This window comes from Laedolimicola sp. (assembly GCF_051972735.1).
Classification (GTDB): Bacteria; Bacillota; Clostridia; order Lachnospirales; family Lachnospiraceae; genus Laedolimicola; species Laedolimicola intestinihominis.
This window is the reverse complement of the sequence record NZ_JBOKYU010000053.1, coordinates 1-14,133: the sequence shown is the minus strand read 5'-3', so window position 1 is coordinate 14,133 and position 14,133 is coordinate 1. Positions and strand designations below refer to the sequence as shown.

The 14,133-nt window shown below is 50.7% G+C and carries 13 protein-coding genes; all 13 read left to right on the top strand.

Annotated elements, in window-relative coordinates; translation table 11 throughout:
* Positions 1 to 788 (top strand): DNA-processing protein DprA (gene dprA, locus ACTRC3_RS10415; protein WP_440323013.1); only part of this gene is annotated, 788 nt, incomplete at its 5' end.
* A 47-nt stretch (positions 789 to 835) separates the two neighbouring features.
* Positions 836 to 2,911 carry a type I DNA topoisomerase gene (topA, locus tag ACTRC3_RS10410; RefSeq protein ID WP_349164693.1) on the top strand — a complete coding sequence of 692 codons (2,076 nt, stop codon included), beginning with the start codon at positions 836 to 838 and terminating at the stop codon, positions 2,909 to 2,911.
* Between the two features lie 144 nt (positions 2,912 to 3,055).
* A complete protein-coding gene (codY, locus tag ACTRC3_RS10405; protein WP_178039273.1) occupies positions 3,056 to 3,832 on the top strand; it encodes a GTP-sensing pleiotropic transcriptional regulator CodY in 777 nt (258 codons plus the stop codon).
* Between the two features lie 237 nt (positions 3,833 to 4,069).
* Positions 4,070 to 4,354, top strand: coding sequence for a co-chaperone GroES (locus ACTRC3_RS10400; RefSeq protein ID WP_178039274.1), 285 nt, complete (start codon positions 4,070 to 4,072; stop codon positions 4,352 to 4,354).
* 114 nt (positions 4,355 to 4,468) lie between these two features.
* Complete coding sequence (gene groL, locus ACTRC3_RS10395; protein WP_178039275.1) at positions 4,469 to 6,091, top strand: chaperonin GroEL; 1,623 nt, start codon at positions 4,469 to 4,471, stop codon at positions 6,089 to 6,091.
* A gap of 431 nt (positions 6,092 to 6,522) precedes the next feature.
* Positions 6,523 to 7,134: an ECF transporter S component gene (locus ACTRC3_RS10390; protein ID WP_178040174.1), complete on the top strand. Its 612-nt coding sequence runs from the start codon at positions 6,523 to 6,525 to the stop codon at positions 7,132 to 7,134.
* 3 nt (positions 7,135 to 7,137) lie between these two features.
* Positions 7,138 to 8,019, top strand: a complete 882-nt coding sequence (locus ACTRC3_RS10385) for an ABC transporter substrate-binding protein (RefSeq protein ID WP_440323012.1) — start codon at positions 7,138 to 7,140, stop codon at positions 8,017 to 8,019.
* Positions 8,016 to 9,428 (top strand): ABC transporter ATP-binding protein, encoded by a 1,413-nt coding sequence (locus ACTRC3_RS10380; protein WP_440323011.1) that lies wholly within the window; start codon positions 8,016 to 8,018, stop codon positions 9,426 to 9,428. The genes ACTRC3_RS10385 and ACTRC3_RS10380 overlap by 4 nt, the downstream gene beginning before the upstream one ends.
* Entirely contained in the window at positions 9,416 to 10,111 is a 696-nt protein-coding gene (locus ACTRC3_RS10375; RefSeq protein ID WP_178040177.1) for an energy-coupling factor transporter transmembrane protein EcfT, read from the top strand. Before ACTRC3_RS10380 ends, ACTRC3_RS10375 begins: the two co-directional genes overlap by 13 nt.
* A 248-nt stretch (positions 10,112 to 10,359) precedes the next feature.
* Positions 10,360 to 11,814, top strand: a complete 1,455-nt coding sequence (gene guaB / locus ACTRC3_RS10370; protein ID WP_178040178.1) for an IMP dehydrogenase — start codon at positions 10,360 to 10,362, stop codon at positions 11,812 to 11,814.
* Positions 11,815 to 12,018: 204 nt separating this feature from the next.
* Positions 12,019 to 12,573, top strand: a complete 555-nt coding sequence (locus ACTRC3_RS10365; protein ID WP_178040179.1) for a sigma-70 family RNA polymerase sigma factor — start codon at positions 12,019 to 12,021, stop codon at positions 12,571 to 12,573.
* Entirely contained in the window at positions 12,560 to 13,453 is an 894-nt protein-coding gene (locus ACTRC3_RS10360; protein WP_178040180.1) for an immunoglobulin-like domain-containing protein, read from the top strand. Before ACTRC3_RS10365 ends, ACTRC3_RS10360 begins: the two co-directional genes overlap by 14 nt.
* Positions 13,450 to 14,133: DUF4349 domain-containing protein (locus ACTRC3_RS10355; protein ID WP_440323010.1), on the top strand; the 684-nt coding region annotated here is incomplete at its 3' end. The genes ACTRC3_RS10360 and ACTRC3_RS10355, both read left to right, overlap by 4 nt.

Genomic DNA, 14,133 nt, shown 5'->3' with positions numbered 1-14,133 from the left:
GCCTCTTTGTCCGGGGAAGCCTCCCGGATGAGGAAAAGCCTGCGGTGGCCATCGTGGGAGCCCGTGACTGCACCGCATATGGCCGCCATCTTTCTGAATGGTTTGGCGGAGAGCTTGCGGCGGCCGGAGTACAGATTTTAAGCGGCATGGCCCGGGGTATCGACGCTTACAGCCATTACGGGGCATTGAAAAAGGATGGCGCGACCTTTGCGGTGCTGGCAGGCGGAGCGGACATGTGCTATCCGGAATCCAACCGGGATATTTATATGGAACTGGAACGGCGGGGCGGAATCATTTCCGAGTGTCCACCGGGCGTCCGGCCTCTGAAATATTATTTCCCATTAAGAAACCGGATCTTAAGCGGTATGTCGGATCTGGTACTTATAATAGAAGCAAGGGAGAAAAGCGGCTCTCTTATCACCGCCGATTATGGGCTGGAGCAGGGAAAGGAAGTCTATGCGGCCCCGGGACCCCTGGGAGAGGCCTTAAGCGCCGGCTGTAATAACCTGATAAGACAGGGAGCCGGGATCGCCATTTCACCGGAACAGCTGTTAGAAGTTCTCCATATTTTACCGGGATTTAACAGGAAAAAAATGCAAGAAAATAAAATTGTGCTTGAAAGGTCTGAAAATTTGGTGTATAGTTGTTTACGCTTGCAGGCTCAGAGCCTGGCGGAGATCTGCGCGAAAACAGGACTTACGCCAGGAGAGACCTTGAGCGTTATGACAAAACTGCAAATGAAAGGCTATGCCAAAGAAGTATATAAAAATTATTATACGCTTTCTTAAGAGCATTTGCAGCAGACAGCGGATATCAAAGAAAGAGAGTAAGTATTATGGCAAAGAATCTGGTTATCGTGGAGTCTCCCGCAAAGGTAAAAACCATCAAGAAATTTCTGGGATCCAACTATGAGGTGCTGGCGTCCCAGGGACATGTAAGAGATTTGCCCAAGAGCCAGCTGGGTTTCGATGCGGAGCACGACTACGAACCCAAATACATTACCATTCGCGGCAAGGGTGATATTCTTGCTAAGCTGCGCAAAGAAGCGAAGAAAGCAGATAAAGTATATCTTGCAACCGACCCTGACCGGGAAGGCGAGGCGATTTCCTGGCATCTGTCCCAGGCGCTGAAGCTGGACCCGAAGAAAATGTACCGGATTACCTTTAACGAGATTACCAAGAGTGCGGTAAAGGAATCCTTAAAAAATGCCCGTGAGATCGACATGGATCTTGTCAATGCCCAGCAGGCCCGTCGGATGCTGGACCGTATGGTAGGTTACCGTATCAGCCCGATTCTCTGGGCGAAGGTAAAAAGAGGTTTAAGCGCAGGCCGCGTACAGTCTGTGGCACTCCGTCTGATTGCGGATCGGGAGGAAGAGATCAATGCGTTTGTACCGGAAGAGTACTGGACATTGGACGCGGATTTTCTGGCGGACGGCGGTAAAAAGCCGCTGCAGGCCCATTTCTACGGCACGAAGGACGGTAAAATGACTGTGAAGTCCAAAGAAGAGATGGAGCAGATCCTGAAGGAGCTGGATGGCGTCTCCTATGAGGTCAGTGAGGTGAAGAACGGCGAGCGAGTGAAAAAAGCGCCCCTTCCTTTTACAACCAGTACCCTGCAGCAGGAGGCTTCCAAAACCCTGAACTTTTCCACCCAGAAGACCATGAGCGTGGCACAGCAGCTTTACGAGGGTGTGGATATTAAGGGCAGTGGCACGGTGGCGCTGATTTCTTACCTGCGTACCGATTCTACCCGTGTATCGGAGGAAGCAGCGAAGGCGGCGCATGAATACATCGCTTCCAATTACGGAGAAAATTATACATCCAAAGGTCAGAGCGCCAAGACCAGCGGCAAGAAGATTCAGGACGCCCATGAGGCAATTCGCCCCACGGATCTGTCCCGGACACCGGCTGCTGTGAAGGATTCCCTGACCAGAGAGCAGTTCCGCCTGTATCAGCTGATCTGGAAACGGTTTGCAGCCAGCCAGATGGCGGACGCAGTCTATGAGACCTCTTCCGTGAAGATAGACGGAGGCAAATACCGTTTCACCATGTCTGCGTCCCGGGTGACCTTCGACGGTTTCATGGCGGTTTATGTGCAGGATGAGGAAAAAGAGGGAGACAGCCGTCTCCTGAAAGGATTCAGTAAGGATACGAAACTTTCGCTGAAGGAATTTGAGAGCAAACAGCATTTCACACAGCCGCCGGCTCACTATACAGAGGCAGCGCTGGTAAAGACCCTGGAGGAGCTGGGCATCGGACGTCCCAGCACCTATGCGCCGACGATTACGACGATTATCGCCCGCCGTTATGTGTCAAAGGAAAATAAGAACCTGTATCTGACCGAACTGGGTGAGGTCGTTAACAATATGATGAAGCAGGCCTTCCCCACCATCGTGGAGACTGATTTTACGGCTAATATGGAAGGACTTCTGGACTGCGTTGAAGAGGGAACCGTCAACTGGAAGACGGTTGTAGAGAATTTCTACCCGGATTTGGAAAAAGCGGTTGAGGCAGCGGAAAAAGAGCTGAAAGAGGTAAAAATTGAGGATGAGGTAACTGACGTGGTCTGCGAGGAGTGCGGCCGTCATATGGTTATCAAATACGGTCCCCATGGCCGTTTCCTTGCTTGCCCGGGCTTCCCGGAGTGCCGCAATACCAAGCCATATCTGGAAAAAATCGGCGTACCGTGCCCGAAATGCGGCAAGGACGTGGTACTTCGCAGAACCAAGAAGGGAAGAAAATATTACGGCTGTGAGAATAATCCGGAATGTGATTTCATGTCCTGGCAGAAGCCTTCGAAGGAAAAATGTCCGGTCTGCGGCAGTTATATGGTAGAAAAGGGTAGCAAGCTGGTCTGCGCCAATGAAACCTGCGGCCATGTAATGCTGAAGAAACAGGATGAGAAGTAAGTAGTCAGAAAACTTTGAAAATATAGATTGAAAAATGGATAGAATTGTGATAAAATTCATATAAATTCCGAGTTATTGAAAAAATAAAGCGAAAAGGTAGAAATAGAACGCTTTCGGGAACTAAAATACGATGGAGGGAACAGAGTGAGCGTACAATTATTGGATAAAACAAGAAAGATCAATAAGCTGCTGCACAATAACAATTCCAGTAAAGTGGTATTCAACGATATCTGTGAGGTGCTGACAGAAATTCTGAATTCTAATATTCTGGTTATCAGTAAGAAGGGTAAAGTGCTGGGTATCAGCCATTGTGAAGGTGTGGAGGAGATTCAGGAGCTGATCGTAGATGAAGTTGGCGCGCATATTGACGAAGCGCTGAACGAGCGTCTCTTAAGTATCCTGTCCACCAAGGAGAACGTGAATCTGCAGACCTTGGGCTTTGAATCCGAGAATGTTCGCGATTATCAGGCTATCATTACTCCGATTGATATCGCAGGCGAGCGCCTGGGAACCCTGTTCCTGTATAAATACAAAGAGCAGTACGATATCGACGACATTATCTTAAGCGAGTACGGCACCACCGTTGTAGGTCTGGAAATGATGCGTTCTGTCAATGAGGAGAACGAGGAAGAGAAGAGAAAGGTCCAGATTGTAAAATCCGCCATCAGCACCCTGTCATTCTCGGAGCTGGAGGCTATTACCCATATCTTCGAGGAGTTGAAGGGCAACGAAGGTATCCTGGTAGCCAGCCGTATCGCTGACAGCGTGGGCATCACCCGTTCCGTCATCGTCAACGCCCTTCGGAAATTCGAGAGTGCAGGCGTCATTGAGTCCCGTTCCTCCGGAATGAAGGGAACCTACATTAAAGTAGTGAACGATGTGGTATTCGATGAGCTGGCGAAATTAAAGAAAGAATCATAAGGCTTCCAAAATGAGAATACGATTACAGTGCAGAAAAAGATTCAAAAAGAACGATTTCTGCACTGTTTTTATGTAATAGGAAATTCCATCGTAGTTTCTAAAAAAAGCATAAAATCCAAAAAAGCGGTTGACAAATTTTCTGGAAAGATTTAATATAATAACCGTAAGTTAGCACTCATATTGAACGAGTGCTAATAATAAAATGAGGATAAGATGAAAATCCAAGGAGGAATAGAAATGAAGTTAGTACCGTTGGGAGACAGAGTTGTACTGAAGCAGTTTGAAGCAGAGGAGACTACCGCATCCGGAATCATTCTGGCAAGCAAGTCTCAGGAGAAGCCGCAGCAGGCTGAGGTCGTAGCAGTAGGACCTGGTGGAATGGTAGATGGAAAAGAAGTTACCATGCACGTAAAGGTTGGCGATAAGGTTATCTATTCCAAGTATGCCGGAAATGAAGTAAAGCTTGGCGACGAAGAGTACATGATTGTAAAGCAGAATGACATCCTTGCAATTGTAGAGTAATATCGAAAGATATTATTCTTTGTCGAATGGCATCCTGAGCGGAGCGTGCATATCCGTCAGGATATGACCGAATAATGATATAAAAATCTGAAAAAGAAACTGGAGGAATCAGAAATGGCTAAGGAAATCAAATACGGCGTAGAGGCCAGAAAAGCACTGGAAGCTGGAGTTAATAAGCTTGCGGATACCGTAAGAGTAACAATCGGACCAAAGGGAAGAAACGTAGTACTGGATAAGCAGTACGGCGCACCCCTTATCACAAATGATGGTGTGACCATCGCAAAAGAGATCGAGCTTGAGGATCCGTTTGAGAACATGGGCGCTCAGCTGGTAAGAGAGGTAGCGACCAAGACCAACGATGTAGCAGGTGATGGTACAACCACCGCAACGGTTCTGGCACAGGCTATGATTCATGAAGGCATGAAGAACCTGGCGGCAGGCGCAAACCCGATTGTCCTGAGAAAGGGTATGAAGAAAGCAACAGACGCGGCAGTAGAGGCGATCAAAGAGATGAGCAGCCCGGTTACCGGAAAGCATCAGATCGCGAGAGTTGCAGCAGTTTCCTCTGGAGACGAAGAAGTTGGCAACATGGTTGCTGACGCTATGGAAAAGGTGACCAACGACGGTGTTATCACTATCGAGGAGTCCAAGACCATGAAGACTGAGCTGGACCTGGTAGAAGGTATGCAGTTCGACAGAGGATATATTTCCGCATACATGGCAACGGATATGGAGAAAATGGAAGCAGTTCTGGATAATCCGTATATCCTGATTACCGATAAGAAGATCTCCACCACGCAGGAAATCCTTCCGCTGCTGGAGCAGATCGTACAGTGCGGCAGAAAGCTCCTGATTATTGCAGAGGACATCGAGGGCGAAGCTCTGACCACTTTGGTTATGAACAAGCTGCGTGGAACCTTCACCGTTGTAGGTGTAAAAGCACCGGGTTACGGCGACAGAAGAAAAGAGATGCTGCGTGATATCGCTATTCTGACAGGCGCAAATGTAATCTCCGAGGAGCTTGGCCGTGAACTTAAGGATGCAAAACTCGAGGATCTTGGTACAGCCAAGTCTGTTAAGATTCAGAAAGAGAATACTATCATCGCTGAGGGCGCAGGCTCCAAGGAAGATATCCAGCAGAGAATCGCACAGATTCGTGCGCAGATCGAGGAGACCAAGTCCGACTTCGACCGTGAGAAGCTGCAGGAGAGACTTGCAAAGCTGGCTGGCGGCGTAGCAGTTATCCGTGTCGGCGCTGCAACCGAGACTGAGATGAAGGAAGCAAAGCTTCGTATGGAGGATGCTCTGGCAGCAACCAAGGCAGCTGTAGAGGAAGGTATCATCGGCGGCGGCGGATCCGCATATATCCATGCAACCAAGAAGGTAGCAAAGCTGCTTGATACAGTAGAGGGCGATGAGAAGACCGGTGTAAAGGTTATCCTGAAAGCACTGGAAGCGCCGCTGTTCCATATTTCCGCAAACGCAGGACTGGAAGGCGCAGTGATCATCAACAAGGTAAGAGAGAGCGAGCCGGGAATCGGTTTCGACGCACTGCATGAAGAGTATGTGAACATGGTAGAAGCAGGAATTCTTGACCCTGCAAAGGTAACAAGAAGCGCACTGCAGAACGCAACCAGCGTAGCAGCTACCTTCCTGACAACCGAGAGCTGTGTAGCAAATATTAAAGAAGAGACACCCGCAATGCCCGCAGGCGGCGGAATGGGCGGAATGATGTAACACATCAGCAGGAAACCAAGCGACCGGCATAGCCGGGCATTTGGTTTCATCAGATGTGTTAATGAGAAAACCACGTAAGTGGTTTTCGAATATAAGCCCAAGAAAGAAAAACAAGCACCCCCGCGGCAGGATTTATCCTGCCGCGGGGGTGCTTGTTTTCTCCCGGGGTCAATATCCCCCCTTGCATCCGCCCCCAAACCATGCTATACTCTACTAGGAAACTGAACAACAAGCATAGGGGTGCTGGCGGAAGCCGGCTGAGATTTGGACTGAGGCTGTCCATGACCCGTAAAACCTGTTGGATAATGCCATCGTAGGGAGTAGATTTTTAAAAGATATGCGATAAATCCGCCCGGCGTAGGCCGGGCGTTTTTTTGCGCAAAAACCTCTTGCGGCACAGTTTAACACATACTATTAGGAGGAACTGTAACATGACAACAAAGAAATGGGAATTGAAGGACATCATCATGATGGCGATTTTGGGAGTCGTATTTTCAGCCATTTACCTGGCTGTTTTTGACGGAGGCGTTGTGCTTTCTACCGTGCTTGCCCCGACCGGACTTTCCAACTTCGCGTTTGAAATCATCTATGGCGTATGGTTCATGGCTGCCACACTGGCTGCTTACATCATCCGTAAGCCGGGCGTAGCTCTGGTGGCAGAAGTACTGGCTTCCGTAGTAGAGCTTCTGATGGGCAATTCCGGCGGCGTAACCGTTGTATTGACCGGACTGATTCAGGGCGCAGGTGCAGAGCTTGCATTCGCTTTATTCCGTTATAAGAAATGGGATCTGGCGAGCATGTCCCTGGCAAGCGTATTTTCCGCTGCCTTCATTTTCTGTTATGAGCTTTACTATCTGAACTACATTGCGCTGGCACCGAGCCTTCTGATTGCGCAGCTGGCAGTCCGTTTCGTAAGCGCCATCGTATTCTCCGGCGTGATCTGCAAGCTGGCTGGCGACGGACTGGCAAAGACCGGTGTGGTAAAGAGCTATGCCATCGGCGCGAAAGCAAAGAGCGGAAAGGTATATGACGAGGAGGACTAAAAAATGGATAAGTTAAAGGTCGTTCTGGACTGGTTCCCGAATACAAATCACACAGGCTATCTGCTGGCGCAGAAGCGAGGTTGGTTCAAAGAGGCCGATCTGGATGTGGAGATCTTCGGTGAGGTACATGGCGAGATGGAACTCCACGGCGGAGATTTTGTCTGCGGACCGGAGATTGCTATGCTGGAGTGCCGGGAGCGGGGTATTAACCTGACCGGTATTGCGGTTATGACCCAGAAATGTGATTCCGGTATCGTCTCCCTGAAGGAGGCGGGCATCACCCGCCCCAGAGAGCTGGAGGGCAAGCGTCTGACTCACTGGACCCCAGCCTGGTTCCACGCAGCAATTCGTCGCGTGGTAGAAGCAGACGGCGGCGACTACGATAAGATCAATCTGGTAAATCTGGATGTAGGCGATATCGTAGCCACCCTGGGCAATGTGGCGGACGCTACCTGGGTTTATGAGAATTGGGAAAATCAGGTGCTGCTTGAGGCAGGAAAAGAGATTAACTACTTTAACCTGGGCGATGTGGATCCCATCTTTGATTTCTGCGCGCCGGCCATGGCGGCTTCCGAGGAAATCTTACGTGAAAAGCCGGATGCAGTGCGTCGTTTCCTGAAGGTCCTGGATCGGGCATACCGTGAGGTGGCTGCGCATCCGGAAGAAACCGTTATGGAAGTACGTGATATGCTGCCTGCAGACGCTACGGAGTCTCTGCTTATCCGCAGTCAGAAGCATCTGGCTCCGATTTTGCTTGACAAGGAAGGCCGGTGGGGCAGAATCGACGCCCAGAGATGGAACCGTATGGCGGATTTCCTGGTGGAGTGCGGCGTGATTTCCGGAAGAACCGAGAAGGAATTTACCAACGAGTATTTTGAAGCATGAGTATAAAAGTCGAACATCTGGAATTTACCTATTTTGAAGACAGAAAGAATATTCTCTGTGATTTAAGTGCGGAATTTGATGCCGGTGAGATTACCATTCTCACCGGCGCTTCCGGGTGTGGCAAATCCACCCTGCTCTATCTGGCAGCGGGCATCTACCCTCACAGCGCCGGGATTTTGCGCTCCGGCAGCGTCAGCGTAGAAGGAGTACGTCCGGACAATCTGACAGCATCGAAGCGCTGCGCCCTGGTGGGCATGATGTTCCAGAATCCGGAGCTGCAGTTCTGCATGGATACAGTGGAGCATGAGCTTTTGTTCTGCCTGGAAAATATCTGCACGCCCCGGGAAGAGATGATGGAGAAAGTAGACGGAGCGCTGGCTTTCTGTGAGATATCACACCTGAAAAAGCGGACGCTTCACAGCCTGTCCGGCGGCGAACGTCAGAAGGTTATGCTGGCCTGCCTGACCCTGCTGTCACCCAAATGGCTCCTGCTTGACGAGCCTTTTGCCAATATTGATGACGCTTCCGCCCGGATGATAGCGGGCAAATTAAAAGAACTGAACCGGACGAAGGGCATCGGCATTCTGGCGGTGGATCACCGGCTGGAGAACTGGCTTGGTATCGCGGATAAAGTGCGGGTTATGGAAAATGGTGTATTGCGGCCGGAAATCATGGATGTAAATACACTGGACGGGGCGCTTTTGAAGGAGCTTGGCGTGATTGTACCGGGCGAGGCCTATGAGACAAAGCTTCCGGAAGCGCAGTCAGGCGACGTGGTGCTGCGGTTAGAGCATCTGGCACTCAGACATGGAAATAACCATATTTTTACAAATATAAATGCCGAATTTCGTTCCGGCTGCATCTATGCCATTGTGGGTGAGAGCGGCTGTGGAAAGAGCAGTCTCTTCGGCGCACTGTCCGGCCTCTATTCCTATCAGGGACAGGCGTTGCTGGAAGGCCGGGAGCTTCGAAAGCTCCGGAAACAGGATTTGGGTAAAATCGGTTTCGTCACCCAGAATCCCCAGGATCAGTTTGTAAGCGATACGGTGAAAGAGGAGATTCTGGTGGGTCTGAAAAAGCGGGAGGACGCGGAGATGAAAACGGAGGAAATCCTGCGCGGAATCAAGCTCTGGCGATATCGGGATATCTCTCCCTATATGCTGAGCCAGGGGCAGCAGCGCAGACTTGGCGTGGCGGCCCTGATGGCCTATCCCTGTAAGGTGCTGGTCTGCGATGAACCTACCTACGCCCAGGACCGCAATAACACAAAGGCGATCATGGATGCCCTGTGCCGACAGGCCAGAGAGCATGGTGTGGCCCTGATTTTCTCCACCCACGACCGGCAGCTGGCGAAGGATTATGCAGATGAGATACTGGAACTGAAGGGAGGCAGACTATGCGTACACTGAATCCGGCAATGAAATTTGTGACGCTGTTGTGCGTGACCTTTGTACTGGCCTTCCGCTACAATCCAGTGCTGAATCTGGCGGTGTTCGTCCTCTGCATGGCAGCTCTGCTGGTGTCAAAGGTTCGCCTGAAGACCCTGGGACTTCTGATGCTGCCCATTTTGCTGGCAGCTACGGGGATGTTTTTTACCGGCTACCGGTTTTCGGCTGACGCGTCCATGCCGGTGGCGGCGGCAGACTTTCTGGTCAGCGATTCCCGGGTCTGGAACGGGGTGGCTCAGGCGAGCCGGGTGCTGGCCTATGCGGGCGTAGGTTTCCTGTTTACTCTGACCACGGATCGGATTTTGATGGTCAAGTCCTTTGAAAAGCAGTTTCATTTGCCGCAGGTCTGGGCCTACGGCCTTCTGGCAGCCTGGGGCGTATTTCCACAGGCGGTACAGGAATATAAGCGGACCAGGGCGGCGTTTCGGGCGAGGGGATTGAAGGTGTTCCCGATATCCCCGGCGCTTTTGAAGCCCTTGCTGGTGAAATCCGTCCGTTGGTCCGAGGAGCTTTCCATTGCCATGGAGTCCAAGGGCTTTTCGGGAGAGGAGAAGCGGACCGAATACATGCAGGTGCGGGTGCATGCCCGGGACTGGCTGTTCCTGATTTTATGTGTGGGTCTGACAATTGTCTGCTCTATGTAGAACAATACGTGTCCGCCTGGTAAAGACATATGTGTAAAGCCGGAAGCATTTATCGGAAAGAAAAGGGTACAGTGATTAAAAAAACTTATGAGTCAAAAAAAGCTGTTTTCCGACAGCTTTTTTTGTATTCTTTTTTCTTCTGTAATGTATTGACAATTCAGAATCTTTTCGCTAAGATAAGTTATCAATAACCGTCGCACACGGACACAAATGAATAGAAGAACAATGACTTGAGAGGAGAAAATAAAATGGGTAAGATTATTGGAGAAAGCATTACCTTTGACGATGTACTTCTGGTACCGTCCTATTCCGAGGTGATTCCGAATCAGGTGGATCTGACCACACATCTGACGAAAACCATCAAGCTGAACATTCCGATGATGAGTGCCAGCATGGATACCGTTACCGAGCATCGCATGGCGATCGCTATGGCAAGACAGGGTGGTATCGGAATTATCCATAAGAATATGTCTATCGAAAAGCAGGCAGAGGAAGTGGATAAGGTAAAGCGTTCTGAAAACGGCGTTATCACCGACCCGTTTTATTTATCCCCGGAGCATACCCTGGCAGACGCCAACGAGCTGATGGCCAAGTTCCGCATCTCCGGCGTGCCGATCACCGAGGGCCGGAAGCTGGTAGGTATCATCACCAACCGCGATCTGAAGTTTGAGACTGATTTTTCCAAGAAAATCAAGGATTCCATGACCTCGGAGGGACTGGTTACCGCAAAGGAAGGTATTACCCTGGAGGAAGCCAAGGCGATCCTGGCCAAGGCAAGAAAAGAGAAGCTGCCCATCGTTGACGACGATTTCAATTTAAAGGGCTTAATCACCATCAAGGATATTGAAAAGCAGATCAAGTATCCGAATTCCGCCAAGGACGCGAAGGGAAGACTGCTCTGCGGCGCAGGCGTAGGTATCACCAGCAATGTGCTGGAGCGTGTGGACGCCCTGGTAAAGGCGCAGGTAGACGTAATCGTGCTGGATTCCTCCCATGGACATTCCGCCAACGTTATCCGCTGCCTGAAGATGATCAAGGAAGCATATCCGGAACTGCCGCTGATCGCAGGCAATATCGCCACCGGCGAAGCTGCAAAGGATCTGATTGAAGCAGGAGCAGACGCAGTGAAGGTTGGCATCGGACCGGGCTCCATCTGTACCACCCGTGTGGTATCCGGTATCGGCGTACCGCAGATCAGCGCGATTATGGACTGCTACGAGGTAGCGAAGGAGTATGGCGTCCCGGTTATCGCCGACGGCGGTATCAAATACTCCGGAGATATTACTAAGGCCATTGCCGCAGGCGCCAATGTCTGCATGATGGGAAGCATGTTCGCAGGCTGCGATGAGGCTCCCGGCGAGTTCGAGCTGTTCCAGGGAAGAAAATACAAGGTATACCGTGGCATGGGCTCTATCTCCGCTATGGAGAACGGCAGCAAGGATCGCTATTTCCAGGAGGGAGCAAAGAAGCTGGTTCCCGAAGGTGTAGAGGGCCGTGTGGCATACAAGGGAAGCGTGGAGGACACTATTTTCCAGATGCTGGGCGGACTTCGTTCCGGTATGGGACTCTGCGGAACACCGACCATCGAGGAATTGAAGCAGAGAGGACGCTTTATTAAGATTACCGCGGCGTCCCTGAAGGAGAGCCATCCTCACGATATTCATATCACCAAAGAGGCTCCGAACTACAGCACTGAGTCATAAAAAGCGGATATATAGAGAAAGCTTAAAAATAATTTTCAGGGAAAAGCTGGCATTTCATGTCAGCTTTTCTTTTTCTCTGTGGGGATTGCGCGGAGTTTTGAAAAAATTTTCAGGCTGTTCATAAAAAATTAAGTATTTGTTGTAGTAAAATGTAAACAGATTGCGTTATAGTAAATGTAACATGATTTCGGGAGGAAGCTGCGCATGCTGATGTACCTGTCCATACTGGACACCCAGGACGAAAAAGAAAAATTTACAGAGGTCTATGAGCAGTATCAGCATTTCTGCTGGTATGTGGCCAACCAGATGCTGGGCGACGATCATCTGGCGGAGGACGCCGTACAGGAGACCTTTCTGGCACTGACCAGACATTTGGACAAGATCGAGGTTGTCGAGAGTTCCAAAACCCGAAAGTTTCTGATGACGATTGTGAAAAGCAAGGCCATTGACATTCTGCGCAAGCAAAAGGGCGAGCTGTCCATGGAAGAACTGGAATACGAGATTCCAACCGGCGAGCCGGACGCTCTAAGCCAGTACATAACCCGGGAAAATTATAACGCCATCGTATCCAGCGTTTTGGAGTTGGAGGAGAACTACCGGGTGATTTTCGAATACAAGTATGTACACGGGCTTTCGGACCGGGAAATTGGTGATTTGCTGGGGATTTCTTCCAAAACCGTCAACGTGCGGTACTACCGGGCACGGAAAAAACTTCAGTTCATGCTGACAAAGGAGGGAGCAGGCAGTGCGGGACGATAAGAAGAGAGAAGAACTGGAAAAAGAACTGCTTGCGGAAGCCTTCGATGAATGTATGGATGAACAGTTAAGCTTTATTCCGTCGGAGCGGGAAATCGCGCGCATGCACCGGTATTCCGAAGATTTTCAGCAAAACATGCAGGAGCTCCTGGATGCGGGCGGTAAGCCGAAGCGGAAGAAAAACACCATTACGCAGCGGGAATTTGTCTACAGCTTCAATAAGATTGCGGCTTGTATCCTGGCGGTTTTGGTGGTGAGCGGCGTCTGCACCGGTCTGTTTTTGGCAGGCGGAAAAAAGAGCAGCGGGACAGCTGATACGGCAGCTCCGGAGACAGCATCCATCATGGAAGACAGCGTCGAAGAGGCGGCGGATGAAGGCGTGGAAACAGAGGGCGAAAGCGCAGAGAACACAGCAGCGGCGTCCGCTGCAGGGAAAGAAAACGCGCCGGAGAAAATCACCTTCGCGGGTCATGACATCTACCTGACCCAGGAACAGAATGTGACCGCCGAGACCGAGAGTGTAAAGACTCTGGTATCCAGCCCGGTGATCGCGCGGGACGCAGAAGTGGTAAAAGTCACAATTGGTAACATCAGCGAGACACCCATTTCCTATAACGCCAATATGGAATTACAGGTACAAAAAGACGGCGCCTGGTACGTGGTGACCAGAAACAGCGAGCCTGTGGGGCAGCAGGACACTACCGTGGTCCTGGAGCCCGGTATGGCCCAGGATGAAGAACTGGATCTGACCGACTATGATCTGGATTATGACGCAGACGCCTACCGGATTATCACCTATGTAGACGGCGAGCCCTTCAGTGCCGGATTCCGATTCGAGAGCGTAGAACAGGGATTGGAGGAAGCTCTGGAGGAAAATAAATGAAAAAGAGAGTATGGATCATGGCCATTTTGATGGCAGGCACACTGGCAGCGGGTTGCGGCGGAGCATCCAAAGATACCATGAGTGCTGCCAGCGTAACCGAAGAAACCAGCGCGGACTACGGCGCATATGAAAATGAGGCCTGGGACGGCGTGGCGGAAGACGGCGCAGTCACCGCCGAATCCGGCATCGAGATACCGACAAACACCAGCCAGAAGCTGATCAAAACCGTCACCCTGAACATGGAAACCAGAGAATTCGAGACAGTACTTTCCGGTATCCAGGCCAAAGTTACCGAGACCGGCGGATACACGGAAACATCTGAGGTAAACGGAAGCAGCTACTACGGAAGAGGCAACCGCTCCGCCTGGCTGACCTTACGCATTCCCGCCGACAAACTGGACACCTTCGTCACCACTGTCAGCGGCCTGGGCAACGTCACCAGCAAAAGCGAAAGTGTCGAAGACATCACCCTGCAGTACGTAGACACCGAAAGTCACAAAAAAGCCCTGGAAACCGAACAGGACCGTCTGCTGACCCTCATGGAACAGGCCGAAAGCATGGACGACATCATCAAAATCGAAACCCGCCTGTCCGAAATCCGTTACGAACTGCAAACCTATGAAACCACTCTACGCACCTACGACAACCAGGTCTCCTACAGCACTGTCAACATCGATCTC